Annotated in this window: 26 protein-coding genes; all 26 read right to left on the reverse strand. The window is 64.1% G+C overall.

What is annotated here, in order from left to right:
* Positions 1 to 173 precede the first annotated feature (173 nt).
* Positions 174 to 791, reverse strand: coding sequence for an SOS response-associated peptidase (locus tag ACK41U_RS12235; protein WP_409680461.1), 618 nt, complete (start codon positions 789 to 791; stop codon positions 174 to 176).
* A 325-nt stretch (positions 792 to 1116) separates the two neighbouring features.
* Positions 1117 to 1428: a hypothetical protein gene (locus ACK41U_RS12240; RefSeq protein WP_409680465.1), complete on the reverse strand. Its 312-nt coding sequence runs from the start codon at positions 1426 to 1428 to the stop codon at positions 1117 to 1119.
* Between the two features lie 404 nt (positions 1429 to 1832).
* A complete protein-coding gene (locus ACK41U_RS12245) occupies positions 1833 to 4442 on the reverse strand; it encodes a S8 family serine peptidase (protein ID WP_409680468.1) in 2610 nt (869 codons plus the stop codon).
* Positions 4375 to 5427: an AAA family ATPase gene (locus ACK41U_RS12250; RefSeq protein WP_409680471.1), complete on the reverse strand. Its 1053-nt coding sequence runs from the start codon at positions 5425 to 5427 to the stop codon at positions 4375 to 4377. Before ACK41U_RS12250 ends, ACK41U_RS12245 begins: the two co-directional genes overlap by 68 nt.
* Before the next feature lie 109 nt (positions 5428 to 5536).
* On the reverse strand, positions 5537 to 5746 hold the full coding sequence (locus ACK41U_RS12255) for a hypothetical protein (protein WP_409680474.1): 210 nt from the start codon (positions 5744 to 5746) through the stop codon (positions 5537 to 5539).
* A 3-nt stretch (positions 5747 to 5749) separates the two neighbouring features.
* A complete protein-coding gene (locus ACK41U_RS12260; protein ID WP_409680477.1) occupies positions 5750 to 6403 on the reverse strand; it encodes an N-acetylmuramoyl-L-alanine amidase in 654 nt (217 codons plus the stop codon).
* A gap of 173 nt (positions 6404 to 6576) precedes the next feature.
* Positions 6577 to 6942: a hypothetical protein gene (locus tag ACK41U_RS12265; protein WP_409680480.1), complete on the reverse strand. Its 366-nt coding sequence runs from the start codon at positions 6940 to 6942 to the stop codon at positions 6577 to 6579.
* A 103-nt stretch (positions 6943 to 7045) separates the two neighbouring features.
* Positions 7046 to 7810 carry a D-alanyl-D-alanine carboxypeptidase family protein gene (locus tag ACK41U_RS12270; RefSeq protein ID WP_409680483.1) on the reverse strand — a complete coding sequence of 255 codons (765 nt, stop codon included), beginning with the start codon at positions 7808 to 7810 and terminating at the stop codon, positions 7046 to 7048.
* Positions 7811 to 7848: 38 nt separating this feature from the next.
* Positions 7849 to 8739 (reverse strand): D-alanyl-D-alanine carboxypeptidase family protein, encoded by an 891-nt coding sequence (locus tag ACK41U_RS12275; RefSeq protein ID WP_409680486.1) that lies wholly within the window; start codon positions 8737 to 8739, stop codon positions 7849 to 7851.
* Positions 8736 to 10217, reverse strand: a complete 1482-nt coding sequence (locus ACK41U_RS12280; protein ID WP_409680489.1) for a hypothetical protein — start codon at positions 10215 to 10217, stop codon at positions 8736 to 8738. The genes ACK41U_RS12275 and ACK41U_RS12280 overlap by 4 nt, the downstream gene beginning before the upstream one ends.
* A 12-nt stretch (positions 10218 to 10229) precedes the next feature.
* Positions 10230 to 12284, reverse strand: a complete 2055-nt coding sequence (locus ACK41U_RS12285) for a hypothetical protein (protein WP_409680492.1) — start codon at positions 12282 to 12284, stop codon at positions 10230 to 10232.
* A complete protein-coding gene (locus tag ACK41U_RS12290) occupies positions 12284 to 12658 on the reverse strand; it encodes a DUF6950 family protein (RefSeq protein WP_409680495.1) in 375 nt (124 codons plus the stop codon). The genes ACK41U_RS12285 and ACK41U_RS12290 overlap by 1 nt, the downstream gene beginning before the upstream one ends.
* Complete coding sequence (locus tag ACK41U_RS12295; RefSeq protein ID WP_409680498.1) at positions 12643 to 13224, reverse strand: hypothetical protein; 582 nt, start codon at positions 13222 to 13224, stop codon at positions 12643 to 12645. Before ACK41U_RS12295 ends, ACK41U_RS12290 begins: the two co-directional genes overlap by 16 nt.
* Positions 13221 to 13895: a hypothetical protein gene (locus ACK41U_RS12300; protein WP_409680501.1), complete on the reverse strand. Its 675-nt coding sequence runs from the start codon at positions 13893 to 13895 to the stop codon at positions 13221 to 13223. Before ACK41U_RS12300 ends, ACK41U_RS12295 begins: the two co-directional genes overlap by 4 nt.
* The gene (locus ACK41U_RS12305; protein WP_409680504.1) at positions 13895 to 16435 is read right to left on the reverse strand and encodes a phage tail tape measure protein; all 2541 of its coding nucleotides are present in this window, start codon (positions 16433 to 16435) and stop codon (positions 13895 to 13897) included. The genes ACK41U_RS12300 and ACK41U_RS12305 overlap by 1 nt, the downstream gene beginning before the upstream one ends.
* Positions 16436 to 16459: 24 nt before the next feature.
* Positions 16460 to 16753, reverse strand: coding sequence for a hypothetical protein (locus ACK41U_RS12310; RefSeq protein ID WP_409680506.1), 294 nt, complete (start codon positions 16751 to 16753; stop codon positions 16460 to 16462).
* A 29-nt stretch (positions 16754 to 16782) separates the two neighbouring features.
* Positions 16783 to 17181 (reverse strand): hypothetical protein, encoded by a 399-nt coding sequence (locus ACK41U_RS12315; RefSeq protein ID WP_409680509.1) that lies wholly within the window; start codon positions 17179 to 17181, stop codon positions 16783 to 16785.
* Positions 17182 to 17185: 4 nt separating this feature from the next.
* On the reverse strand, positions 17186 to 17620 hold the full coding sequence (locus ACK41U_RS12320; RefSeq protein WP_409680512.1) for a phage tail tube protein: 435 nt from the start codon (positions 17618 to 17620) through the stop codon (positions 17186 to 17188).
* Positions 17621 to 17632: 12 nt separating this feature from the next.
* Entirely contained in the window at positions 17633 to 18058 is a 426-nt protein-coding gene (locus ACK41U_RS12325; RefSeq protein ID WP_409680515.1) for a hypothetical protein, read from the reverse strand.
* On the reverse strand, positions 18055 to 18384 hold the full coding sequence (locus ACK41U_RS12330) for a hypothetical protein (RefSeq protein ID WP_409680518.1): 330 nt from the start codon (positions 18382 to 18384) through the stop codon (positions 18055 to 18057). The genes ACK41U_RS12325 and ACK41U_RS12330 overlap by 4 nt, the downstream gene beginning before the upstream one ends.
* Positions 18384 to 18719 (reverse strand): DUF2190 family protein, encoded by a 336-nt coding sequence (locus ACK41U_RS12335; RefSeq protein ID WP_409680521.1) that lies wholly within the window; start codon positions 18717 to 18719, stop codon positions 18384 to 18386. Before ACK41U_RS12335 ends, ACK41U_RS12330 begins: the two co-directional genes overlap by 1 nt.
* Before the next feature lie 81 nt (positions 18720 to 18800).
* On the reverse strand, positions 18801 to 20987 hold the full coding sequence (locus ACK41U_RS12340) for a Clp protease ClpP (RefSeq protein ID WP_409680523.1): 2187 nt from the start codon (positions 20985 to 20987) through the stop codon (positions 18801 to 18803).
* Complete coding sequence (locus ACK41U_RS12345; RefSeq protein WP_409680526.1) at positions 20965 to 22446, reverse strand: phage portal protein; 1482 nt, start codon at positions 22444 to 22446, stop codon at positions 20965 to 20967. Before ACK41U_RS12345 ends, ACK41U_RS12340 begins: the two co-directional genes overlap by 23 nt.
* Entirely contained in the window at positions 22446 to 22649 is a 204-nt protein-coding gene (locus ACK41U_RS12350) for a phage head-tail joining protein (protein ID WP_409680529.1), read from the reverse strand. Before ACK41U_RS12350 ends, ACK41U_RS12345 begins: the two co-directional genes overlap by 1 nt.
* Before the next feature lies 1 nt (position 22650).
* Positions 22651 to 24816, reverse strand: coding sequence for a terminase gpA endonuclease subunit (locus tag ACK41U_RS12355; RefSeq protein WP_409680532.1), 2166 nt, complete (start codon positions 24814 to 24816; stop codon positions 22651 to 22653).
* Entirely contained in the window at positions 24816 to 25481 is a 666-nt protein-coding gene (locus ACK41U_RS12360) for a hypothetical protein (protein WP_409680535.1), read from the reverse strand. Before ACK41U_RS12360 ends, ACK41U_RS12355 begins: the two co-directional genes overlap by 1 nt.
* Between the last annotated feature and the right edge of the window lie 3 nt (positions 25482 to 25484).

Consider the following 25484-nt stretch of genomic DNA (forward strand, 5'->3'; position numbering starts at 1 on the left):
CTTCTTCATGAAACTCAAAGAGTTCAAGCGCATCCCCATGCGAGCAGACAAGACAGACACCTCGTTCAAGGCCATGATCTATGCCGTCGCCGCCCTCATCAACTCGCGCTGAATCTCAACAAGCCCTAAAGCGTCAAGAAAATTGATTTCCTAAGAAAATCCTGTAAGCCTGCTCAGACAGGCATGTCCATCAACTGGAGCGCTCCGTCGGGTAGCGCGCGCTGCATCTCTTGCGCGGGTATGCCACCCAGCCAGCCGCGCCAGCCGTCCGGTTCCATCAAGATCACCGGCATTGCCTTGGGATGGATCGGTGAAACCTCTGCATTTGGTGGGCAAGTCAGAAACGCGAACAGATCGTCGGTTGTCTCGCCGTCCTTGACCTTGCGGATCGAGGCCCAGTCGCGGACTTCGATGCCTGCGAAAAACATGGGGCGATCATCGGCAGCAGCAAACCACTGGTTGCCCTGACCCTTGCCCCTGAGCTCTGCGAAACTGGTCAGCGGCACGAGGCACCTATGCTCACGGCCCAGCCAGCGACGCCAGTGCGGTGATGACAGGTTGCGGACGTTGGTCACGCCCGGATCTCGTGCAGTTTTCAGCACGGACGGCGGCGACGGCATCCCCCACCGCGCCTTGACCAGTTCCGGGCCATCACTGCCATTGCGGACGATCGGGGCCAGCTGGTCGGGATAGATGCTGCCAGGGGTGAGATTGCCTGCGCGATCGCTCAGCCCCTCGACGATCCGGCGCATGGCCTCTTGGGTGGTGGTGTTGCTGTAGAGATTGCACATGTCAGATCCTCTCGTCGCGCCAGATCCATTTCTCGATCTTCCGGACGGGGCGTCGCACGGTCAAGCCCTGCGCCATCTCCTCGGCACCTGGGACCCGCCACCGCATACTCATCCACTCACGCGACCTGCACTTGCTGCACTGCCATGGCGGGACATGCGCCTGATGGTGAGGCCCAAGCACAACAACCAGATCGGCCGCCCAATAGTGCGCGGTCCGACGGCAGCCGGAACAGTGCATCGCGATCAGCATGTTGTCTCTGGCGCAGTCACTGATCGAGCGATTGCGCCAGGAGTTGGTCGACGGGACGGCAGGCATCGGCTGCGCTCAGCGCATAGGGGAGGAATAGCACACCGATTGCGTACCGTCCGCCAACTGCAGCTGGGGGAACGCCGCCAGCAAATCGGCTACCTGCTCTGGATGCCGGACATAGAGGGCAATCCGATCAACCAAACCACCTTCAACGGCGGCGCGCCCGCTACCATGGGTCGCCCAAGCGCTCCTCTCCCAATTGGTTTTCATCCACGACATGAGCAGTTCGTAATTCCACCCGATGCCCATTCCGGGCACCACGAGAAATACCCGCACCGGGAATGCGTTCTCATCGATCTTTGACTGGGGTGTGCTGCGTCGCGTCATAATGAGAACATATGCGGAACATATGGGCTGGAGTCAATCCGCCACCTTGCCCGCAGCTTGCGGCGCCGTCGTCAGCGTCCCTCAGCCGCTCAGCGAAAGCTCTGTCCGCCTCGAACTCGCTCTTGCCGTCCTCGATCGTCCGCACCAACGCAGCGGCCGCTGCAACTCGCGGGCGGGTATCCCGTCCAGACAGGCGCGCCATTCGTCATCCAGCAAGTACCGCACGCATGGTCTCTGGAGGTACAGCTGCCACTTCAAAGCGGACAAAGGCGCCGCGCGCGCTTCGACCGACCTTCCATGCGGCTCCTGCCCGATGCACCCGATGGGAGGGAACGACCTTGCTCAAATTCTTCCTACAGTAACTTAACCTGCGAACCGGTATACAGCGTCCGTGCACCGATGAATTAGGTTGAACCAGACACGCGCACCCGCAACTGGCTTTGAATCTCTTGATAGACGTCAAAGCTAACCTGCTCCTCCAACTCAAAGCTAACGGCTACCGCGAACGGAACATCATCCTCCGGCGCCAAAGCCCCCGGCCACGCTTCACGGCAGCTAATACAAATCGGAATAACTGGCCTCGCATCCAACTGAGGGATCTTTTGAGTCTTGGATGTCAATCTCCACGACCAAACACTTCCTTTTCCGGCCATATTGAGGTCGGGCCCCCAGCCTTTCATTTTTACTTTCCACTCTTTGTCTACTACCTCCGTGTCATGTGACCGGCAAGTAGCCCCCAATACCGCGGTGCGATAAACTGTTCTGTGCGTCGTGACCGGGCAGAACCATGCGACTGTGACACGCAGCTGTCGCGGGCAGGCGCGGCCGGACATTGATGGAGGTAGAGGAAGCTCGAATATTCTGGACGTATCCTTGTTGATAACGCCGTGAGCGACCAGCGTAGCGCCATTAGCTGGACAATCTAGCATCCGTGATGGCTCAAGAACACCATAGCCGAATGAACGGGAAACCTGACGCTTTGTGTTGGTGCTCGGCGAACTTGCTCCTGTGCGACGCAGCTCATCTTCAAGAAACTTCGAATGCTCAGGCGGCCACAGCGCAGAATTAACTGCTAAAGCCCTGCAAAGCAAAGACGAAAACGGGCGTTCGAGAGAAGTTTCAGCGTAGGGGCCATCTTCACCGACTAGCGCGTCATAAGCAGCGAGAATCCGTCGCGAAGTTAGCGCCGTGGCGGGGCTAGTTCCAACACAACGTCCGGTAGCGTTCAGATCACCTCCGGGAGATGCTACCACCAGACCTGTTCTTTGAGACTGCGCGCTTGTGATTGTCGTATGCGCGCCGTTCGGCTTGATGCGCAGTTCCTGCTTGCCACCTTCCGCAAGTATGTCCGGCTTCAGGCTTTTATCGGGGCCAAGTCCACAAGCTGAAGTTATCTGTGGAAGTAGTTCGTTGTCCGCCTCCCATGATATTACGCTGGAAACTCGCGGGAGAGCTTTGGGATTCAAGTCTCCTGAGACAGCTCCTACTGTGAGCACATTGATAGCCTCAGCAGGCGACAAGAGAGTGCGCCATAAGGACTGAGAATGTAGAGCCTCTCGCAATTTTTTCTGGCGCAATGCTGGGTCAAGGTCTTCGAAATCGGAGGACCTGATGTTTTCCACTACGACCTGATCCACTATGTTTCCAGCTGACACGACGAAGAGCAATCCATATCTCCACGCCCACCAGTCTAATAGTCGAGCAAGCGCGCTAACTTTTCCCGAGAACCGTAGGTCTTCTATTCCAAGAGAGAGATTAATGACGAATGCTTCTGGAGCTACTGGATCCGAACCGGCAAAGCAATGCAATAAACTCCTGTGCAGGACATCTATGAAAAGTCGATCCGGCCGAGAAGATGTACCATTGGCTGAGTCTACCAGTACTGGAACAGCAAGAATTCTCGAGTTCTTCAACGCTTCGCCGTCTTGTACAAGATCGCCTCTTGCAATCAGAGAAGCCATTGCTGTTCCATGGCGTCGCATTGATACAAGCGATCGAGACACAATGTCATTCGGATCTTCAATTTCGACTCCGCCATCTAATGCGCTGTGGCCGGCTACTGGCACGCCGTCCATCAGAATTATTCTATATGGAGATGCGGGATCGAAGTTATTATAGCTAATTGGTCTTTCTGAATGGATGGTTTCCTCAAGTGGCGCTGACTGAGCAATCGTTTGCGGAAGGATGAACTGAATTCCCTCCAAGGTCGGAAGGCCATATTCAAGGCCAGGCTTTTCAAGGAGAACCCGAACCTGATGCGAACTAAGTTCGATAAGTAGCGCTTCGTATGAAAGTCCATGCTGATGGATAGAGCTTTCATCTACTACTAAGCCATCTAGATCTTCAACCGTATCTAGAATTTCAGTCTTCCACTTTTTTCGGAGAGTTTCATTGCTAGTAGGCCAAATTTCTATTTCGAGCCTGACTCTGTCATCCGGCTCGCAAGGTAACCGAGCTGCAATAACTCGCCTAGCTTCTCGATCCAAGCGATCCTTAGGCCCCCACGCTCGAACCTCAACTAGGCTGTCGAAAAGATCCCACCATGCAGTCTCCCCGCGGTCCGGCTTGGCGCCAATTTTATATTTTTTCCATAAATTCGTAACGGCTCTAAGTGACGTCTCACTGGGCAATGTTGCATAAAGTGTCATGGTCGCGACATCCGCGCCGACTTTAGGCTGGAACAGATCTTTCGGATATGGGGCGGGAGATGCGAACTCCGATTGAACCTCTAAACCGACACGAATTGCTGCTGCAATGAACGATGAAACTGGAACAGCGGTCTCGAATATTAAGCCGCGCCCAGGCACAATAGCGTCTGGTTGTGACGCTAATTTTGTTGAGGTAAGCGTTAGGTCAAGTCCCTTTTCAATCCTATCGAATTTTTCTCCTAAACGCTCAACTTGGCTCTTCCGGCTGGGGCCGCTTTGCAGCCCCCTTGGACTGCGGTCAGGATGACCTTTTACTCGCTCTGCCGCCTTGCCGGGCCTCATGCGCAGGATCGGTGTGTCGGTCATCTATGTCCGCCTCCCATTGCGTCTTGGTCAGTTCTGACCATGCTCGCACGCGGTCATCTATGACTGATCGAATTGACTTAATGTCTCTATTCATTACGATTTGCCTGCGTACGCCAAGAAAAAAATCTTCTGCCTCAGAAAAATTCTGAGGCCGCACAGCGTCAAACAGGCGCTTGGGCGTGTACCCTGCGGTTCCGCCAATGCTTTGCAACTGGCGACTAAAAAAAGATATCATCAGGTCCGCTGTCGGCGTTCCCAACTCAATTTTCACCTCGAAGCGTCGCCAAGTAGCGCGGTCTAGGAGTTCTGGATGGTTCGTGGCTCCAACAAGAACGCAATAGGAAGGTAGATCATCCAATTGCAAAAGCAGCGTGGTTACAACACGCTTGATCTCACCGGATTCGTGAAGGTCTCCTCTTTCTTTCCCGATCGCGTCGAACTCATCGAAAAAAAGGACGCATGGCTCAGTCTTCACATAGTCGAAGAGCTTTCTGAGCCTTTGGGCTGTTTCTCCTAGGTAGCTCGTGATGACCGCATCATATCGTACGATGAAAAGCGGCAACGCGAGCTCGTAAGCTAATGCTTCGGCTAGGCTTGTCTTGCCGTTCCCTGGGGGGCCAACGAGAAGCATCCTGTGTCGGGGCTCCAGGCCATGGACACGGAGCAAATCCGCACGTCGCTGCTCCTCAATAAGTTCGTGACAGGCATTTGCAGCTGCTAAAGGGAGGAGGAGGCTACCCATGGGCCTCGTTGGTTCGCGGCGAGAAATTCCCCCGTCCCCATCCCGCGATCTGGAAGATGTCCTTGTTGAATTGCTGGGCGCCTCATCCTGCAGCCGAATTAGTCTACTGATCCGATCTGCTACGACACCATGCTTCTTCGCCCGTTCGTCGACTGCAATTTCCTCTGCAATCGTTCGCGACCGCGCTGAATCCCCAGCAAGGCTAGCCTTGACAAGGTTCAGTATTAAGTCGCTTCTGGCCATTCATTGCTCCTACATGCTTGCGTCCTATACCTGACTTTTGGGCCCGGGACGAGGCTTTTTAGCCCCGATTGGCATAAAATCGCCCCGGAAATGCGAGGCTGGGTCCCGCTCACTTCGGCGCGTTCAACCGATCCGGCACCCAATAGCCCACCGCATAGGCGACGCCCGCGCCGACCAGCGCGGCCATGCCCGGCCCGGCAAGCGACGGCGCGAGGGACGGCATCACCTCGCTCCAGGCGGCGGATACAAGGGCGGCGACGCCGCCGCCGGTCAACAGCTTGTTGGTGGGCAGGGCGGACAGTTGCTTGGCAAGTTGCATGGCTTATCCTTTCAGCCAGGTGGGAACGTGGAAACCGGGGCAAGCCTTGGCGGCATATTTATTGTGGCCGCTGACACGGGTGATTGCCGTGCGCGAGTTGATGGCGTCAATCATCTGGCGCAGGGTGACGCCCTGCTGGCGGGTGAAGTGCTGCGCGAACTGATCGTTCTCGGAGGAGCCGTGTCCGCCAAGAAGGCAGATTCCGAGCGTGCCGCGATTCTTCACCGCACCGGCATGGGCGCCGATGACCGTTTCGGCGCGACCGGCCAGAACCTTGCCGTCGCGATCCATGATCCAGTGATAACCGATGTCCTTCCAGTTCAGCGGTGCGGACATGTGCCAGCGGCGGATCTCGGCGACTTTCTCAGCCAGCGTCCGCCCGGCCATCCAGTCAGGCCGCGTCGCGGCGCAGTGCACGATGATCTCGTCGACCGGATAGTGCGCATTGCCCTGATAGATCATGGCGCGGGCGGCGGGCCGGAGAGGCGCTACCGCGGGCGTTGGTGCGATGGACGTCAGCGCGGCCCGGCCACCGGCGGCCAGCCAGCGTTCGGTCGCCTCGCGGGTGCGGTTGCCATAGAGGCCGTCGATCGGGCCCGGCGCGTGGCCAAGCGCGTTCAGGCCGGTCTGGATCGACCGGATAGGTTCGCGGGTCATGTGCATGCTCCATGCAAAAAGCCCCGCACGATGGCAGGGCTCGGGACAAAACTGTCTGAAAGGGCAAGTTTACGAGAACGTCAGGTTGAGTGATAAGCGCCGCAACAACCGGGCGGCTCTGTGTTGTTGGTTTCTGAGTTCAGCCGCCCGGTTGTTGGATCTATGCGACCGCCTCAGTTCCCGCCCCGGCTCGTGATCTGCCTCAGCAACTCATTCGTCTCGCGCTGCGCCGCCTTCAGTTCCTCCATCGACCTGTTCAGCGCCTCGTAACGCTCGCTGTTGCGGGCGTCCGAGATCTCCAGCTGCTGGATCGACCGGCGATGCGACACAATATCCGCCCGGATGTCAGTCAGCTGTTTTTCGTGGGACATGCGCAGTGCCTCAGTGGCCTGACCCGCCTGTATCTCGATCCGCCGAAGCTCTCTCTGACCCTCAAGTTGCCCCGCCTGCAGCGTGGCATAGGCGACCGCCACTGCGACGATGGTGGCCCCGATCGACCAGATATTGCCCCATGTGATCCCACCCTCGATTCTCGGCATGAGCGATCCTTTCCTTTGCCGCAGGGGCGGTGTTGTGTGTTGGATATGCGAAAGGCCCGCACGTGGCGGGCCTTGGGAAAAGGTTCAGAACAGCCCCCTGTGATCAGACGTCGGCTGACAGAGCGGCGTCCAATCGCGCCCGACCAATGCAGAAACGGTCTCGGTTCGACCCTGCGCCCAGCAGCACCGTCGCAACACGCTGGCCGCGTCTCTCAGCGACGGCCGCCAGATTATACCCCGAGACACGCGTCGTGCCTGTTTTACCGCCCAGGTATCCGTCGACATTCCAGATCCGCAATGTCGAGTTGAAGCAGGCTTTCCGGGCATTCGGCCCACCGATCTGAAACCATGCCCGCGGCCTGTGCCAGACCTCCGCGATCCCCGGCACCCGACTTGCCGCCAGCGCCAGCACAGCCAGATCGCGCGCCGTCGAATACATCGCAGGATCATCAAGGCCGTGGGGGCTGGTGAAATGCGAAGCGGTCATACCCAGCTCTACCGCCCGCCTGTTCATCACCTCTGCGAACGCCGCGACATTGCCAGAAACCGCACGAGCCGCCGCCATCGCCGCCGTGTTGGACGATTCCAGCATCATGTCGGCAAGAATCGCCTCCGGGGAAAGAATGTCCCCGCTTTGCAGATTTGCGCCGGATCCACGGCAAAGATCAGTCTCGGCGATCACAATCTGCGCAGTCGCATGCCGGTCTTGCTGCCGCCATTCGTCGAAGATCATGGCCGTCAGCATTTTCACGAGCGATGCCGGTGGAAGGCGGCGCGAACAGTCACCGGTCGCATCTGCGACCACGGGAACTCCATAGGCCTCCCGCATCGTGCAACAGGCCCTGAACTTTTCCGCGTCGTCGACCATTGCACCAACACACTCACACCTGACGCCTCATTTGCGGTTCAGGCCATGGTCATGTCAATGATCCGGCGGGCATCGACATAGCGGTCATCTGCTGTCGAGGCTGCCACCACGACCATGACTGGCACGCTGTCCTCGGTCTGGGCCAGCATGACCGCCCACGCCCCTGCGGCCAATGTTGTGCCGGATTTCGCGCCCTGCACGTCGGGATCAGAGATCATCGGCACCGTGTGGCTGACATTGATCGTGCGCGCATTTGGGCCGGTCACTGTCAGCGCCGCCGACGCAGGCGACCATGCTGCCTGAAACCGCGCGTCCTGGATCGCCGCAATGCACATTCGTGCCAGATCGGCTGCGCTGGTATAGTGCTGCGGATCAGAGGTGAGGCCACTGGTGCTGAGATAGTTGGTGTCAACAAGGCCCAGACGCGCCGCCTCCGCGTTCATCTCAGCGTAGAACCGGGTCAGGCCCTGACTAAAGGTGGCCGCTGGATCGTCCAGAAGATTGCGACCGATATAGTGACCGATCATGTCGCATGTTTCGTTCGAACTGGTCAGCATCGCGTTGAGAAAGGCATGCCGCCACGAGATATTGTCTCCCTCGACCAAATTATCGCCCGATCCACTGCCCTCATGCTGTGGCAAGAAAGCTATCGTCTGGTCGAGGTCGAACAAAGGCCCAAGAACCTGAAGCGCCAGATGGACCGTCATCACCTTGGTGGTCGAGGCCTGCGTGCGCCGGGCAGTGGCGTCCTTGCCCCAGATCGTCACCTGATCGGAGACGCGCACGGCACAGGCGCCTGCTGCGGTGACATCAAAGCCGGGCTGCCATCCGAGTTTGCGCCACAGGCTTTTGCGCTGCGTGACGACCCGGCCCAGCTCCGACCCGGATGCATGAACGTGCGTCGCCAGATCAAAGCGGGCGGCGGTCATGCTGTTACCAGATAGATCTTGCTGGGGTCATTCTTCTGGGGCTCTGGCAGTGCCGCATATTCCGCCGCCGTCAACGTCACAAACTCAACGCCCCCGCCACCTGAGCCACCGAGAGACGCACCAATGCCGCTCCCCGCGCCGACCCATTCGGACACAAAGCGCGTCTCGCCCTGATTGAGCGCGCGCGGGCACATGGCAAACCTCCCGACCTGTTGGCCATCGGGGTTGCCGATGGACGAGATGATTTTCCCATCCGGATGAGAGAACAGATAGAAGGGGCTCGGCGGCCCCGCATCGGGCGCAGTGAAGCGGTCGACAATACGCCCGTCACACCACCATTCCGATGCCTGAAACCCTGAGCGCCTGACAATGGCAAGAACATGCGGGCTTCCGGACCGCGCTGGGGCTGGCGCTGGATACCCTCCAAAGCCCGCGCCGTCGGTGGAACCTCGAAAGCGCAGGAAATACTGATCAGGCACCAAAGGGACAGCGCCCGTGGCCGTCTGTCCGTTTGCCAGTATGGCGATGGCCGTCGCCTCGTTCCGCCCATGCAGGAAGACCTCTTGGACCGTCGTCGGGTTTTCGAGCGTCTGATGGGCCATCACCAGCGTCCAGTCTCCCGATGCCGGAATGAGCCGCTGGCTCGACAGGGTGGTTTCCGGCACGATGACCGCGCGCGTGTCCGCATCATTCATGGGAGCGGCAACTACGGGGCGACCGTTCACGCGCCCTGCAATCGCCTTTCGGGGTGCCGTCGCAGATGCCAGTCGCAAAGGACCTCGCAGCATAGGAGCGAAATCAAATTCGGCGCCATCTGCGAAAACCGCCAAACTGGAAACCGGGTCGAAGGCGATCACACCCGGCTCATCCAGGATGGAGGCTGGGAAGGTGGCAAGATCCGGGGTCGCCAGCGCGTCCTCCAGCCCCTCCACCGCGCTGATCGGCAGCATACCGGTGTGATTTGCGCGGTCGGTATCCTGCCGCTGCACCACGCCCCATCGGCTGCCGGTGGGGTAAAGCGGATCATCCGCCGTCGCGGTCCGCGACCGGATCACCAGCGCAGTACCCTCGCGCACGAGGATCTGGGTCACGGCTGCGGGCAGACTGGCCGCTGCGGACTCCGCCGCCGCGCGGGTGGCATAGCTGGGCGTGGCCCGGCCATCCATCGCCGCCAGGTCGATCCGCAGCGTGGCGCCCCAGCGATCGCCGCTGGCAAACAGCGGATCATCTGCCGCAGCCCCGCGCCCCCGGAACACCAGCGACTGCCCCTCGATCGTGATCACCGAGGACACCAGCGCATCCAGCCCTGCGGCCCCCGACACCGCTGCAGCGCGGCTGGCATAGATGCGCGCCGTCGCGGTGTTGTTGAGGTTCACGCCCGCGACGATATCCGCCAGCAACTGCGTGATATGGCCCTTCTGGGGCGGCGTGTTGTCCACATAGACTTGCCCCGGCGTGCGGGTGAGGGGGATGGGCATGAGGGGGATCCTTTACAGGGTGCCGATATTGAGGGGGGCCGAGGCGATGCCGCTGCCGTTGCCGGATCGCAGCCAGTAGGTGGCCGGTGCGGGGGCGTCGGTCAGCTGCACGGTGATTGTGCTGGACTGATCGCGGACCCAGCGCAGCAGCGTGGCCGACCCGAATGTCGCGCCGCGCCAGATGCCGGTCTGGTAATAGTTCGCGCCCAGATCCGGCTGGAACACGATGGTGATGGTGTCGCCAGCGCGGCCCGCGCTGACCAGCACCGGCTGGGCGGGCGGCGTGCTGTTGGCCACGACGACGATGCCGGTGACCTCGGTCCAGGGGCCATAGCGCGTCTGATCGGCCAGCAGCGCCGGGGCAATGCCGCCGATGATGGAGGCCAGGCCGCCGATGATCCATCGCGCGCGCACCGCATAGGTCTGCCCGTCCGACAAAGGCGGCGTCCGGAAATACCCGGTGGCCTGATTGACCTCCAGCGCGGCCCAGTCCGCGTCCCCGGTGGCGCGGAACTGCACCCGGATCGAATATCCCACCACGGGCGATACGGTGCCCCGGATCACGCGGTCTGCGACCGACACGCCGGTGATCACCGGCGCAAGGATCAACGGGCGCCCTGACGAGCTGCGGTTGGGCGCCGTGGCCCTGGTGCCATCCAGTGCCGCCGATACCCCCAGCGAGGCCAGATCGTTGCTTTCCAGCTGCACCTTCACCACGCCGTCGGATGCGCCCAGATCCAGCGACAGGCCGGTGATCCGCATGGGCAGATTGGTCAGGCCCCGGTCGGGGCGGTGCAGCGGCACCCGTTCCCGCCCGATCAGCAGCAGGCCCCAGAAGCGCAGTGACAGGCTGGCGGTGATGGCCGGGTTTTCCCGCGCCGCCGCGATCCGGGCCAGATGCCGGGCCTGCCCGTGATGCTGGACAAACGGCAGCGAAAACTCGCGTGGCTTGGGCTCGCCAAAGCGGGCAATGGCGCGTGGATCTTCCCACGGATCTGCCGTGGTCTCGGTATAATCCAGCGACGGCTCGGTATATTCGGGCACCAGCGTCGTGACCCGGTCCAGCTGCGATTTGCCCGGCCCGAAATCCATGCTGACGATCTTGTCGGCGGTGATCACCACCGGATCCACGGCATCTGCCAGCGCATCGACGGCCGAGTATCTGGCAACCCGCACGCCAATCTTGCCCTCGGCGGTCAGATAGAGGTTGCCGCCGACGGCATCGAGGATGCGGCCCGCCACGTCCTTGCGCGGCTCGGACAGGAAATACGACCCGCCCGCGACATAGCGGGGCCGCGTGCCACCCGCCGTCGGAACCCCGTCATTGCAGGCCAGCCGGGCGGCATCCCAGATCCCCAGATCGAACTCGTCTGCCGGAATCGAGCCGTCGCCCTCGGCGCAGAGATAGTGCAGCAAATGGCGGATCGGATTGTCGGTAAAGCTGAAGTTCCCCGTCGCAGGCTCCCAGCAGGCGGCGCCGCGCACGACAGCCGAGATTTCGGGCGGACGCCCGCCGGGATAGGTGTCGGCGACCTGTTCGGGCGCGACCGCGTCGAACTCGCCCAGGAACGTCGCCACGCCATCCAGCCGGTGCGCCGCCGTCCAGCGCATCGGAAAGGCTGCGCGCAGATCGGCCCAGTCGCCCCCCGCGAACTCGGCGCCCCGGCCCGTCCGGACCCGCAGGCGCACGCGATTTTTCCAGGGTGCCGTCTGGACCCAACCTTCGGAATTGACCGCGACAGGGCGGCCATCGAGGAACCACTGATCAACGCTGGTGATTCCGCCGGTGGATGCCGCCAGCAGCACAAAGGCGCGCCGGTCACCGCCCACCGTCGCCCAGTCGGCATACATCAGCGCGCCGCTGGTGCGGACCCGCCCGAAATGCTGCGCGCGGTCTGCCGACCCGCTGGCGACCGTGGACTGGATGTCCTGCGGCTTGGGGCCGGATTTGCGGTTGATCCGCGCGACCACCGCGCTGACCGTGAGGCTGATCGCGGTGCTGATGATAAAGCCGCCGACTGTGGTGCCAGCAAATGCGATGAGACCCGCAGGGATGAGCATCGGCATCAGTCACCCCACGCGATAATTGGTTTCAGCGGCCCCTCAAACAGCCCGCGTTGCGTCCTGACCGCCCATGCAGGCCCGGTGCAGATGGCCGCGACCTCGCGGCCCCGGATGGTCACGACGCCCACGTCACCGGCCCGCGCCGCCGCTGTGGGGCGCAGGGGCGCCATCCATGGCCCGATGGTCCGCGCCAGCCCGGCGGCGATCAGCCGCTCGGCGCCCGCCTCGCAGGCGTACATGCCCCGGAACGCTGCTGCCGGATCGTGGCCGAAATGCACACAGCACCAGTCCGCGACCCAGATGGTGCAATCCGTCTGACCCCAGACCCACGGCAGGGACGCGCCCACCGTGAGCCACGCGGCTAGAGTTGCAGCCATCCGGTGAACTCTGCGCCGCGCGTGGTCTCGTATTGTGCGGCATATTCGCAGCCACGATCACCGGGCGATCGCATCTGCTGATCGCGGTCGGTGTATTTGCCCAGCAGGGTCTCATTGCGATCCCGGAACGGGCCCTCGACGCGGATCTCGAAATGCTCGACCGCCACGTCATCGCGCCACCGGGCATCGGCCATCCGACCGCGATGCACGTGGATCGCAGGGCCGACCGGGTCACCATCGGCGAACAGCTGTACCCGCTGGATGACCAGCCGGTCGCGCCATTCCGGCTCGTCCTGCGTCAACGCCAGACCAAGGGCGGGTGTCACCGCGCCGAACTTGTAGGTCATCGGCGCTGCGGCCAGCACACCCTCTGCGGTCTGGTCCGCCGATCCCGTCTCGATGATCGCATGCGCGGGCAACCAGTCGTGAGTGCCATCGCTGAAGGGCGTGCTGCCCTCGATCATCCGCACGGTGCCGCTGGCAAACTGAACCTCGAAGGTGCGGCGCGCCTCGACCGTGTCGCGGTTGGCCTCCAGCAGCTCGATCTGGGCGACGGTAAAGCTCATCGGTCGAACTCCTCGACAAAGGTCAGCGTCACCGGCTCGCCGAAGGACAGGATGTCGCGCGCCCGCTCGCCCTCGCCATCGGTGGCGAACCTGGCGTGGACGATGATCGGATCGGTCTCCAGCGTGGTGCCTGCCGGGATCGCCTCGCGCAGCGGCGGCTCGACCTTGACCCAGCCACCCTCATTGCGGCGCACGACGCGGTACAAAAAACCGTTAACGGTGAACAGGTCACCGACCCGGAACGATGGCCGGGACGGCTGGGTCAGATCGACCGTGATCTGTGAGGCCCCGGCGGCCGCCGCGCCGACTGTCACCATCGGCTGCACGCCGTTGCCTGCGAAGGCACCGGTGCCATCGGTGTGCCAGGTCCCATCGCCATGCGGGATCTGGACCGGGCTGACCGCGCCGTCATAGGCAAAGGCGTCATAGAGCGGGATCGCCGCCGCGTTCAGACGCCCCCGCATCTCGGAGACCAGCGCCTCGAACCGGCGCAGGCGGACAGGGTCGTATTCCAGCGCCAATGCGAAACGAAACCGCCAGATGTTGGTGCCGGTGCCGATCAGCTGCTCACGCCCCGACAGCGCCCGGCCCGCGCTGCGCGTGGTCCAGTCGATGTGATAGCTGGTCAGCGTCAGCCGGAAATGTTCGGACGGCCATTCGATCAGCGCCATCAGAGCATCCTCGCCTGGCGTTCGCTCATGACGCGCGCGACCTTGCTGGCAAACATGCGCCGGTCCCTGTCAAATTCAGCGCGCAGCTGCGCGAGGCCTTCGGATGAGACGTCGCTGCTGATGTTGTAGGTCGGCGCGTAGGTGATATCCGCGCCGCCCTGACCGCCGCCCTGCGCCATCTCTTTCGAGAGATCGTGCGGGAATACGAGATCACCAGATGCAAGCCGCCGCGCTTCCCCGCCCGCCTCGTTGATCTGAAAAAGACCGGACTTGATGATCTTGCCGCCCCCAGCCAGCGCCGGGATCGCGGGCAGGCCCGCCCCGCGCAGCGCGCCCGCCAGCGGATCGAACGCACCGATCATGCCGGTGAACAACCGCGACAGCCCGCTGGACATCAGCCGCGACGACATGTCCGACAGCATGTTGGCAAAAGCCGATTTGATGTTGTCGAACACGTCGGTCAGGCTGCGCGCGTCCCGCAGGACGCCCGAAAAATAGGGCTGCATCGTGCCAAGTATCGACTGGCCGACGCTGGCCGTGGCACCCGCAACATAGGGCTGGCCGTTGGCGATGCCGATGCCCAGCCCCTGCGAGATGTATTCGCCATACTCGATCATGCGGCGCGAGGGAGATTGGATTCCCATGTCGTCGCGGAACCCCTCGCGATAGGCGGCGCCATCGGTCGCGCCCCGCACCCGGATCCCCGCCGTTCCGCCCGCCAGCCCCTGGCCGATTTCCGGCGTCGGCGGCAGGATCAGCCCGGCATCACCGGGATCGCTCGACGGGTCATAGCCGCTGCTGATCGCGCCATCGCGGCTTGCGGTCAGCCGGTCCCAGGCGGTGGTCAGCTTCGAGATGATCGGTTCAATTTTCTCCCAGGCCCATTCGAACGCGGCGACGATGGCCTTGAGCGAGGTGTCGATGGCCGTCTCGACCCGCTGCCAGCCCCGCTCGACCTCTTCCGTGATCCCGATCCAGTCGGTGATCGGCTTGAAGATTTCCTCCCAGCCCCATTCGATAACGCCGACGATGCCCTTCCACAGCAGCGACCAGAAATCGCGCAGCCCGCCCCAGCTGTCCTTGAAACCCTGCACCAGACGGGCCATGTCGCCGGTGACCAGCCCGTCGATGACATCGACCATCCCGCCCAGGTGGCGCCCGATCGCCCCGGCCAGATCCTTGAACCACGGCCCGATGCTGTCCCAATTGGCCACGACCGCGACCGCAGCGGCGCCGATGGCCACCGCCGCCAGCGTGAACGGCGCGCCCAGTGCCGCGACCGTCAGGGACACGCCTTTCAGGATCGCGATGAGCGGGCCCAGCCCCGACAGCAACAGACCGAACCCGATCAGCAGCGGGCCGAGGGCCGCAGCGGCGGCGCCCACGATCACCGCCGTTTTCAGAAACTCGGGATTGGTGTCCTTCAGCCGCAGGATGACCTCGGTCATGCGCTTGGCCAGATCGGTGGCGAATTCCAGAATGCCGCTGTTGCCGATGGCGATACGCAGCGCCTCCATTGCAGATTGCAACTTCAGCATCTCGCCGTTGAAACCTTTCAGCCGCGCCTCGGCCTGTTCGGTGGCCGAGGCATCGGCGATGCTGGCCTTCAGCCGGTCGATCCCATCGGCACCCTGTTCGGCCAGGCCGATCGCCGTGCGCAGGGCATCGGTGCCAAAGATCGTGCTGAGCGCATCGTTTCTGGCCTCGTCGGACAGACCGGCCAGACCCTCTTGCAGTTCCTGCGCGATGGCGTTCATGTCCTTCATCGAGCCGTCCGCCTCGAAGAACTCCAACCCCAGTTCCCGGATCGCCGCCGCCGCCGGGGCCGAGGCCGGAACCAGCCGCTGGAGGAAGGTCTTGAAGCTGGTGCCCGCATCCGAGCCGCTGGCAAACAGCGAGGACGTGCCCGCGATGGCGGCGTTGAAATCCTCGAAGGACACGCCGAGGCCGCCCGCGACCCCGCCCGCCTGAGCGATCGCCAGTCGGTAGTCGTCAAAGCTGAACTTCGAGGCCAGCATGACGCCTGTCATGCCGTCAACCAAACCGGTCAGATCGCCCGCCTCCTTGCCGAACTGAAGCATGACATCCGTGGCCAGATCACCGGACTCGGCAAGTTCGGCCCCAGTCGCTGCGGCCAGAAGCATGGAGGCATTGAGCGCACCGCCAAGGATCTGCGAGGCATCCAACCCGTTCTTGGCCAGAACCTCGATCGTGTCAGCCGCCTGCGACGCCTTGAACTGGGTGGTCTCACCCATTTTCAGGGCCTCCGCCTCCAGCCGCTGCATCTCATCGGCACTGGCGCCGCTGGCCGCCTCGACCCGGTTCATGGACGCCTCGAAATCGCCCGCCGTGCGCAGCGACAGGGCACCGAACCCGGCCAGCGGCGCCGTGATCGCCACCGACAGGTTCCGGCCCGCGCGCCGGATGCTGCGCCCGGCATTCTCAATCGATGCGGACGCACCGCGCAGACCCGCCTGAAACTGGGAATCGTCCAGACCCAGGACAGCGCGCATGCGGCCGATGAGCTGCGATGATGCCATGGGCCGTTCTCCATATTATCGGGTTCATTCAGCGGATGCCGTGCGGCGCCCGCGCGCGCACCATTCGGACAGGGTCATTTTCGGCAGGCGTTCCTTGGCGCCGTCGAGATACATCCCGGCATCGGGCTTGCCCTTGTCCCGCCCCAGCAGCCGCTTGAGCGGCGGGATCTTCTTGCTGCGCTGCAAGCTGGCGGCGAGCCAGGCGGCGGTCAGCACCAGTTCGTCGGCGCGCGCGGCGCGGCGCATGGCCGCGTCCGTCTCGATCATGTAAAGGCGCGGCGTAATCAGCCAGAAGCGCTCGGGGTCGAGGCCCAGCATCAGCCAGTCCTCGTACATGACCGGGATATTCAGCCCCGCCGCGCCGGTTTTGCCTTTTTTGCGCGAGGCTTTGCGACGTTTCCCGAGGTGGTCCCCACGGGCGCCGCATCCGGGCTGACGGCAGGCGTGGCCTTCTGGAGGCTCTCGAACGCCTCGCGGATGACCCGCGCGCCGACCGAGAAATCATGCTGCAGCATGTCATCGGCCAGCCAGTCATCCGCGTCCGGGTGAAACCGTTCCAGCGCGATCTGCGTCACCCGCAGCAGCACCGCAAAATCCGGCATGACCTTTTCTTCGAACATGGCGACCAGCGGCGCCAGATCCTTGCCATAATCCTGCTGCAACTTCGCCAACCCTGACATCCCGAGCATCAGGCTGTAATCCTTGCCCGCGTGGCGGACGGTCACGATTCCGGTGATCTGAGCCATGCGATCAATCCGGGATGATGAAGCTGGACAGGCGGAAGGTCGCGGTTGCCACCATCTTGTCATCGATCGGGGCGCTGCGGCCATAGCCCTTCAGGAACCCGGAAAATGTCTCGGGCTCACCATCCTCGCTGAGGGTGAACTCGATCAGCACCTCCTCTCGGGTCGCTTTGATCGCGGTCAGCAGAAGGTGGGTGGGCGATCCGGGAATATAGTTCATCGGGAAGGAAATTTCGCCGCTGTCGATCAGACCGGCAACGAACTGGCGCCGCCGTCCGGGTGATTTCTGGTGCGTCACCTGCACCTCATCCACCTGTTCGTCGGGGGCTTCGATATCGCCCAGCAGTTCAAGTTCGGTCATCACAGGCGCGCCGCCGCCTTCGGGCGTGCGCCCGATGCGGACGGCCGAGCCGTAGCCAAGTTTTCCTGCGTCATCAGGCATGGGGATTCTCCATCAGGGGGCCAGAACCGGGTCTGACCGGAAGGATTGAATGCGGAACGACATGACCAAGGTGCCGACATAGGTCTCGGACCGGCTGTCGCTGACGATCGACAGCTCCTCGAGCTGCGCGCGCCGTGTGGACGTGCGCAGCGCGGCCAGCACCACGGCCTCGATTTCGTCACTGTCGGCATCGAGCATGTCCTCGATGTCCTCGCCGCCGGTCCGGCGCAGGGCGACCTGCAACAGAGTGCGGCGGGTGGCGCTTTTCTGCGTGTCGCGCGCCACCGGCTCGGTCGGGGTCAGAACGCCGATCACCGGCAGGGAGGCATCATCGATGCTGCCCGGCCAGACCTTCAGGATGCGGACACCCGCAAACCGGGGCCGCGCCGCCAGCGCCGTGCGGACCGATGTGCGGTATTCGCTGCGCCAATGGCTCATGGCGCCACCTCGCGGTGCAGCTCGCAGAGCGCAAAGGCATCCTCAGCAGGCGAGCCGCTGTTATGCGTGACCATCACCTTAAAGCGCCCGTGGCCGGGCACCTCGATCAGATCCCCGCGCGCCAACTCGGGGACCAGGTTGCGCCGCACCCGCCAGCTGGGCGCGTCGATCCGCAGGATCTGCCCGTCGGCGGCGGTGACCTCGATCGGGGCGGCGCGAAAGATGGACTGCACGTCCCGCGCCGTGCCGCTGGCGGGTTCATAGCGGATCACGGACCCGAACAGGTCCGACAGCGTGCCCGCCATCCCGTCGAAATAGCTGGCCATCAGCGGATGACGCCGTCCAGCAACACCTGCCCGGTGGGCGAGGGGTTGGGTGCCGCCTCGACTGCCGCACCGATCAGAATGTCGTCTTCCTCGGGGGCGGTCGTGCAGACCTTGTCGGTGTCGTTCCAGTAGATCTTCGCCCCGACTGTCCAGGCCTGCGCGGCGGTCTTGGGCAGTTCGAACACACCGCGACGAACCAGAACCGTCTGCTGGTTCTCCGCCGCATGGGACTGGGCCACGCCGAAGATCGCGCCGACCAGCACGCCCGCGCCCGAGGTGACGGCAGCCGCCATCGTCAGGGTGAGGTGCTCACCCGGCTGAATGTAGTTTTTCATCTCGCTCTCCTGTCGAGGGGGTCAGAACGGCAGCGGGCGACCCGAGGGCCGCCCTGCTGCATCCGGGATCAGGGCCGCGCGTTACGCGCCGGTGTTCTTGAAGCTGCCTTTGAACTCGACCGCCGCCGCACCAAAGATGTGGCGGGCGTTCATGACCACGGCATCGGGGTTCATGCCCTCGATCGTCTGCACGGTCGGGGCCGAATACCCCTCCAGATAGGCGTGTGCGATCGGCGGCAGATCGCTGGAAATCAGATACCAGGCGGTGTCCGACCCGCCCGCCGCCGCGCCGAGGTTGGGGACCACGGCAGGCGTCAGGCTGGACTTGAACGGGTTGACGTTGCCATCCGTGGCCGGGGTCGTCGACGTGGCGAACTGCAATGCGGTCAGTTCCAGCGCCGGGGGCACGATCAGCCGGTCGGGCTCAACCTGCATGAAATCGTCCTTGTCCCTGGTGCCGAAGGCACGCTGTTCCCACATGGCGCGCCGCGCCGCGCCGACCGAGGCGGCGCTGATCGCGGCGGCCGACCCGGCAAGGTTGCCATGGCTGGCATGGAAGAGTGCCACGCCATCGGATTTGAGGGGCGCATTGGCGCGGATCAGCGACCAGACCATGCTGTTCTCCATGGTCCGGGCGGCCATGGCGAATTCGGCCGGGATGCGCTGAAACGCGCCCATATCGTCGTTGACGACCGCCTCGAAGGTCAGCTTGATCGTGCGGCCACGGCGCTCGACCTTCAGGCCCTCGGCCTCGTCGGCCAGAACCGCCGACTGGTATTCGCCATTCTCCAGCACCGGCTTGAGGCTGAAATCGCCACCAAAGCGGACGGAATGCAGCTCGCGGAAATCGGTGGCGGTCAGCGGCGCGCCGGTAACCAGCTGCCAGGAGGCATTGCGGCGCTGGTAGGCCTGCTGCAACGAGCGGTTCATGACCTCGGTCGTGATATAGGCAAAATCGCTGACGCCATAGGCGCCGCCCATCATGGTGGTGGCGCGCATGCCGCGCCGGATGGTGTCGGTGTCGTTGTAGCCCCGGCCCGATCCGGACAGTTCCATCGCCAGATGGCGCAGGCGCATGCCACGGAACTGGCTGGCCGGGCCGTCGGTCTCACCCATCAGCGCGCCGATCATGCCGTTCACGCGGGTCTCGCCCTCGTCGCGCTGCATGCTGCTGCGGGGGCCACTGCCCTGGGGGGCGCTGCGACCGAGCGGTTCATGCGCGGCCATCGTCGACAGCAGACGTGTGCCGGCCACATCGGCGGTCACGCCCTCATCGATCAGCGCGTCGACGTCAGCCTGCATCAGGCGCCCCGAGGCCACATGCGGGGCCGACATCTCCCGGATGGCGCGGACGCGGGCGCGTTCCCCGGCCAGAACGGCGGCCGGATCGGCCTGCATGGTGACCTGCGTGGGTGTGTTGGGCGTGGGTGTGTTGGGCGTGGGTGCGCCGGGTGCCGGGGCGACCGGCGTGGCGGTGGTTTGAGGGGTCGGCGCGGGTGCCGCAGGCGCGGTCGTCTCGGTCGGATCCATGACATTCTCCATAGAAGGGTGACCGCCGGTGGCGGTGGGGGAAGGCGCGGGCCGCGCGGCCCGCTCCGGTGTCGTTCTGGCGGCCAGCCGCTCGCGCAGCAGGGTGCAACCCGCCATGTAAAGCTGCTGGGCGGTGGGCAGATCGCGCGCCGCGGCAGAGGCCACAGCCTGCACCGGGGCCTCGACGCTGTCGGCAAAGCCCTCGGCCACAGCGGCGTCCGGGCCGAACCAGGTGCCCTGATGCCCGTTCTGCTTCATCATCCGGCGAACGTCCTCGGCGGTCTTGCCGGACGCGGCGGCATAGACGGCGGCATAGGTGTCAGCGATCAGCGACAGCTGATCCGCTGCCCGGCGGGCGTCGTCTTCATTGCCCCAGATCATGGCAGAGGGATCGTGGATCATGATATGCGATCCGGCGGACATGACGCGCTCGGCCCCGGCCATCAGGATCAGGGACGCCGCCGAAGCTGCCTGACCTTCAACGATGATCCGGCAGCCGCCGGGATGGGCGGCCAGCATGGCGCGGATCTGTTCACCTGCATCTGCGTTGCCGCCGACAGAATTCAGCCGGGCGGTGATCCGGCCTTCGCCCAGCTGCCCCAGAGCCTGACGGACAAGCGAGGGGGCGTAGAACATATCCTCTTCCCACATCCAGCCGACATTATCGTCGCCGATCACGGTGCCGCTGAGGATCAGCTCGCCATTGAAGATCAGATCACTGCCGGTTCGCATCGTCATCGTCCTTTTCATCGTCGTCGGAATCGTCCGGACCGGCAGCGGCGGGCTCAGGGGCTGGCTTGAGGGCCGGAGCGGCCGCGTTCATCTTCTGATCGGCTTCCGCATCCTGCTGACGCTCTTCGCGGATGCGGTCGGGATCGCGGCCCAGCTCGCGCTGCACGCCCTGACGGCTGTTCAGCCCGGCGTCGATTTCCTCGATCATCGCCGGGATTTCCTTGGTCGGATCGACAAGGATCCGGCGCGGGGGCGTCCAGTCGAGCGTGAACTCCAGCCCGTGATGGCCCGCCAGCAGCAGGCCCTCGCGGAACCAGCGTTCGATCCCTTCGCCCATCTGCATGATCATCAAGCCGCGCTGCCACATGCGCACAAGGCGATCCATCTCGTTGCGGCCCATGCGACCCGACGAGAAGTTCACGCCGCGCAGATCGGCGGTCAGCGCCTCGTAGGTGATCCCCAGCCCCGCCGCGATCGTGCGCAGGCCCCGGCCCATGAACTCGTCATAGCCATCGACCGTCGGCGGGTTGACCACGGTGGGCTCGGCCCCCTCGGGCAGTTCCACCACCGCGCCGGGTTGCAGATCCTCCAGCCCCGATCCGGCAGTGGCGGGCCGGGTCGAGCCCTGGGTGTATTTGAGCACGATCGCCATCAGCGCCGAGATCCGCTGTTTGAGGATCTGGGCCTCCTGATAATCGGCCAGCTCGCCCAGGGTCATCATCACCGGCGCCAGCCACGGCACGCCGCGCAGCTGGCCGGGGCGTTCGAAGCGGCGCAGGTGAATGATGTCGGACCAGTGCACCCGCGTCGATTCCAGCGGCTTGCGGTGCCGGACGGCGCCGGGATGTTCGTTAAAGAGGTGATAGGCCTCGATCGCGCCGGTGGGTCCGTATTCGACCCCCTCGACCACAAGGTTCTCGCCATAGCTCTGGATCGTCTGATCGAGGCAGTCGACCTCGACCAGCTCGATCTGGTAGGGCAGCGCCAGGTGCCGGTTGTAGCCGCCCGACCGCATCCGCCTGCGGATCAGCACCTCGCCATCGGTGAAGACGGTGGACATGCAGATCTGCTGCATTTCCAGCAGGTCATATTCCTCGCCCGCATCAAGGCGCACGCTCAGCAGGTGGCGCTGGACGAGGTCGTTCACCACCGCCTTGACGTTGTCGCTGCTGCTGCGGACAGAAGGCACGATCCCCTCGCCGACGACATTGGCCACCACCACCTCACGCGCACGGGCGGCATAGGCGCGGTTGCGGACCATATCGCGCGACAGCTGGCGCAGCCGCTCGCGCGATCCGAAGGCCGCCGCATCCGCCGAGGTGGCGGGCGCCTTCCAGCCATAGGTGCGCCGACCGCGCGAGGCGGCATCATAGTTCATCACGACATTGGTCTGCGCCCGCGCCGTCAGGCGGCGCAGCCCCGCCTCGGGCGCGAAGTACCCGATCACCCGGTCCAGAACGGTCATCACAGACCCCGCGTGGTGCGCGGATAGCCGACGCGCGCGGCGCCTGCGCCTGTGCCCGCCAGCTCAGCCTCGATCATCTGCAAGGTGCTGCGCATCTCGGCCAGCGACCGGAACGTCAGCTTTTCGCCGTTGATCTCGACCGACGACACGCCTTTGGCGATGGCGCGGCGCAGCTGATCGGCATCTGCCTGCGTATAGGCCATGTCATCTCCTCAGATAGCCGATGCGTTTGGGGGCGGGACGCGCAGGCGCCTCGCGCGCGCTGTCCGGATCGTTGGGCCGTTCCAGCGGAACGGCATTGGCATTGTCGGGGCCCAGCACGCACCAGGCGGGCGGGGCCTGCCAGTTGACGCGGTTCAGCCCCAGAAACTCGGCCAGGGCGAGGCCCTGCACCGAATGATCGAGGCTTTCGTTCCGGGTCTGGCCGGGCTTAAGCGACCAGCCCTTGTCGCCGCGCTGTTCTGCCAGCAGCTCGGCCACATGTTCGGCCTCCATCCAGGACGGCACATGCTGGGCGTTGGTCGGCGTGTCGGTCCGTGCCAGCGCCGCCGAGACGCTGTCCTTCAGCCGGTCCACGGCCATGTTCAGCAGCTTGATGCCGCGCGCCTTCTTGCCGCCCGAGGCCCGCTCGGGCGCCTCGTGCCAGACCCGGTCGCGCTGGCTGAGCCCCGATCTGCCGATCGACAGGTAGAACCGACCGCCCAACCCCTCGCGGGCCCGCGCCCGCCAGAACTTCTCGGCATTGTCCGACCAGCCCTTGGGGCCGTTGAAATCGATGACGACGCCGACTGGCTTGAGGCCCCAGGCCGCGCCATCGACCGGAAAGACCCGGCCCGCCAGCTCGGTCAGGACATTGGCGTCCTGCGCGTAGCGCCCCGGATCAATGCCGCGATACCTGCCATCCTCGCCCCTGGCGCGCGGGGCGTCGTCGGGCGGCTGATGGATCGCATAGCGGTCGATAATGACGCGCTCGCCATCCTCGCCCCATGCCATGGCCATGACCTCGAAGCGGTTGCCCTGCACATCGACCATCAGCGTGACAAAGCGCGCCCAGTGCGGGGCGACCCCGCGCGCCAGCTTCATGGCATGATCCGTCAGGGTCTCGACCGTGACGGCATTCTCGTCTTCGTCCTTCGGACGCAGATAGGGCACGCCGATTTCGGTGTAGTGGACCCCGGCAAAATCCGTCTCATCGCCCGAGGCTTCCAGCGTGCGCCGGGCGGTCTCGTATCGCTCGACCAGACCCTGCCAGGAGGCGAAGGCCGCTGCCGCGCCGTTCAGCGCATAGGTGGCGAAAGGCACGTTGCGGATCTGCTCGTCGTCGATCCGGCACAGCTGGCGCCTGCCATCCTCGCCCACGATCCGGCTTTCGTGCAGCCAGCCGCCGCGCCCCGCCGCCGCCAGCCGGTTCAGCTCGGCCTTATGGCGATGCTCGATGTCGCAACAGCCGCAATGCGGACAGACCATCACGGCGCCGTCGGCAGCCTCGCCGGGTTCCAGATCGCGGTTGTAATCCAGCCGGTCATAGGCCGGTTCGAACAGCTCGCCGCAATCGGGGCATTCCCAATACCAGCGCCCGCGCGTGCCCTCATTATAGAGGTTCACGATGCCGCCGGTGGTCGCGGGCAGCAGATGCGGGTCGAGCCCGGTGGCCGGGCGCAGCTTGGCCTCATCCACCGGAAAGGCCGGGGTGCTTTCGGCAAAGACGCAGCCGCGCGACATGAACGTCCTGATCCGCTGCAACGCCATGCCGAAGGGCGAGGCCTCGGGCGCGTCCTTCGGCCCCAGCCGCTGCGGCATGTGGTCGTAATCGGTCAGCAGCACCATGCGCTGCGAGCGCGATGACAGCTGGTTGGCGACCGGATAGCCGATGCCAAGCCGCATCCCCTTGAACCGCTTGCGGCTGAAGGTGCTGTCCTCGCGCGCCCGGCCCAGCCGGTCCAGCAGATGCGGACTGTTGTAGATCGCCGGATCCAGCTTTTCCTCGACCCAGGCATCGGCGTCCGTCCTGGTCATGTGGATCAGCTGCACCGGACCCGGCGCGCAGGTGATCGCATGCGAGGCCACCGACAGCAGCATCTGCGACTTGCCGCTCTGCGACGGACCGACAAAGACCACAGCCTTGAAGCGCCGCGACTGCGAGATGTCCTGCGGCTCGATCGTATAGGGCGCCACGTTGCGGTTATAGGCCGACCACTTGCCCGCCACCGGCACCCGCAGCGACCGCTCGGCCGCATCGGTGACCGAAACCCGGCTCGGCGGATCCAGCAGCGGCAGCGCATCCGCCGCCAGCTCTTCTGGCGTGACGAAGGGCGGCAGCGGCGGGATCCGCGTCAGGGCCGAGAGACCCCGGTCCGGCATCTCGACCATCAGAGATCCAGATCCGCCTGTCGGCCGGGCAGCGCCACCACGGCGCCGGTGCGGCCAAGCCGCGCCTCGATCAGGCGGCGCACCTCGGCCCGCATCTCGTCGCAGCGCGCCTCCAGCTGCGCCACCTGGGCGGCGGACAGGCCGAAGTTCATCTCGGCAAAATCCGGCAGCGTGTCCATCTCGGCCCCGAAGGTGACGAACATGTCCTCGATCAGCGCCCGCATCCGGTCGGCGCGCAGCAGATCGCCGCGCTGTTCCGCGACCCGGTTGCGGTGATATTCGGCCTCGGACCATTTGCGCAGATCGTCGGCGGTCAGCTCGCCCTCGTCCTCGGCCTGATCCTCGTCGAGGTTGCGAAACGCCAGGGCTGCCTGCGCGGCCAGCTGGTCGCCGCGCGACTTGGCCGCGCGGGACCGCTCGTCCCGGTCCTGCTTCCATGCCCAGCAATGCGCCAGGCGGAACTCATAGGACACACCATTGGCGCCGGTGCTATCGACCGGCATCCCTTGGCTGAGCCATTTGGTGATGGTGTTTTCCGACACAACGAAGGCTTTCGCCAACTGTGCGCGGTTCAGGGGCGTGCCGTCATCCTCGACACCCGCTGGCAGCGGATGGCGCGCGACGTCCAGCACGCTCCCATCAGCCAGCGTGATGGAAGACGACATGGG

The sequence above is a fragment of the Paracoccus sp. (in: a-proteobacteria) genome (assembly GCF_046289755.1).
Classification (GTDB): Bacteria; Pseudomonadota; Alphaproteobacteria; order Rhodobacterales; family Rhodobacteraceae; genus Paracoccus.